Source organism: Haloferax sp. Atlit-12N (assembly GCF_003383095.1).
In the GTDB taxonomy this organism is placed as follows: domain Archaea; phylum Halobacteriota; class Halobacteria; order Halobacteriales; family Haloferacaceae; genus Haloferax.
Map to the genome: position 1 here is coordinate 1 of NZ_PSYW01000030.1, position 2,103 is coordinate 2,103.

At 50.1% G+C, this 2,103-nt stretch carries 1 protein-coding gene; it reads left to right on the plus strand.

Going from position 1 to position 2,103, the window contains the following annotated elements; genetic code table 11:
• Window positions 1-503 precede the first annotated feature (503 nt).
• A complete protein-coding gene (locus tag C5B90_RS19770) occupies window positions 504-1,808 on the plus strand; it encodes a dicarboxylate/amino acid:cation symporter (protein WP_115883621.1) in 1,305 nt (434 codons plus the stop codon).
• The last annotated feature ends 295 nt before the right edge of the window (window positions 1,809-2,103 follow it).

A 2,103-nucleotide genomic window follows, 5' to 3' on the forward strand; every position in this document is an offset into this window, starting at 1 on the left:
TTCGTGGCGCCGAGGAGGTGTATAGCGACCATGAGCACGGGTCTTTTGCTGGTTCCGTCGGTAGCTCGACACGGCATTATTTCGTGGATGTCCAGACTCGAGGCACCCACCAGTCATACGTGTAGACTGAGTCAACAATGTGCGCGCAGGTGTGTGGTTGGTTGAGTGCGCGTACTGCTCCAAACCAACGGATTCGACCAATACGGATAACATCTCTCTTTAATCGTATGCGTGTCTACAAATTCATAGATATAGGAACTGACCATCGTGGAAACCAGAAAAAATAACCGCCGACTACCGTCTGTAGTGAGCTAGTCTATTGAATTTACTTTTCATTTCGACACTTTTCATAGCTATATTTCTATTTACTCTGCGCGCTCGGCTGAAAATTCAACAGATTCCCTATACCTCAATTGGTGTCCAAAAGAGATTGGTATCTCATAGAATCCTGCACAGATGGGGGTGAATGGCGGGTATTTAGCTTTCCAAAGAGTTCACATCATATGGTACGATTCGGAAGCAGACTGTGGCATCGGTATCGGTCCATTCCACTCATTTGGCGAATCTTCTCCGCCTTTATGTTAGGTGCCGCCGCTGGCATTGCGTTCGGAGAACGTATGACGATAGTGAGGCCGTTGGGTGACCTCTTTCTTCGACTGCTCAACATGCTTGTCATCCCGATTATTGTATTCACACTCCTCACCGGGATTCGACAACTCTCCCCAGCAAAACTCGGGAGAATTGGTGGGACGACAGTCGGGTTATACGCTATAACAACGACTATAGCAGGGGGTGTTGGCCTTGCAGTTGCGAACGTACTTCACCCCGGAAAAGGACTCAACTTCGTCGAGGGAGAGGCCCAGTCGAAAGCACCGCCATCGTTGATCGATGTCGTTCTTGGTATTGTACCAAGTAATCCTGTCTCGGCGCTCGCAGAAGGTAACCTGCTTGCGACGGTGTTCTTCGTTATTGTGTTCGGCATCGCATTAACTTACGTCCGAGACCAACAAGAACAACTTGCAGAGGGTGTCGACTCGATGTTCGAAGCGTTCGAAATTGGCGCAGAGGCGATGTTCGTGGTCGTTCGAGGCGTCCTCGAATTCGGCGTACTTGGTGTCTTCGCGTTGATGGCTTCTGGAATTGGTGCGGAAGGCATTGGGGTGTTCTCCTCGCTGGGTGAACTCGTCTTGGCGGTCGCCATCGCAATCATCGTCCATATTGTCCTCACCTATCTCGTCTTCTTGATGTGGTGGGTCGCCGATGTGTCCCCGATTGCATTCCTCAGCGGTGCGAAAGACGCGATGGTAACGGCCTTCGCAACTCGTTCGTCCAGCGGGACGCTCCCAGTCACAATGCGCAACGCAGACGAAGACTTGCGTATCTCCGAACGGGTCTACTCGTTCACGCTTCCGGTTGGTGCAACTGCGAACATGGACGGTGCCGCGATTCGGCAAGCAATTACTGTTATGTTCGCTGCGAACGTCGTTGGACAGCCACTCGCTCTCACCGAACAGGCTTTCGTCTTGATCGTAGTCGTTCTCATTAGTATCGGTACCGCTGGTGTTCCGGGTGCTGGAATCGTCATGCTTACCGTCATTCTCACGCAGGTTGGACTTCCGCTGGCAATTGTCGGGTTCGTCGCCGGAGTTGATCCGATACTCGGACGGATTGCTACAATGAACAATGTTACTGGAGATCTAGCCGTCTCGACTGTCGTTGGGAAATGGAACAACGGTCTTGACCTTCAGAATGGAGTCTGGTCACGAGCATCACAGGCAGCTACGAATACTGCCTCGAGCGATGATTAAGACGAAAGCTATCCAGTTAGTTATCTTTTCAATCGACGTTCGTCTGTCGGGAGGTTCATTCAATCGTTGGTTGTTGTAGTATTGTGTGGATAATATGAACTACTGTTGGTGTCTTGGCGGTTAACTCATATTTTGAGTGACAGAACTATTTTGCATGAGTATCGATCAACGTAGTCAAGTAAATAACTCAGTTCAAATTGAGAGATAACAGTTTGATATCTCTCGGTACCAACAAGAAATACAGCATCTGAGAGAACATCTCCCCCGAGAGACGATGGAGGAACGCAGCAGCTCG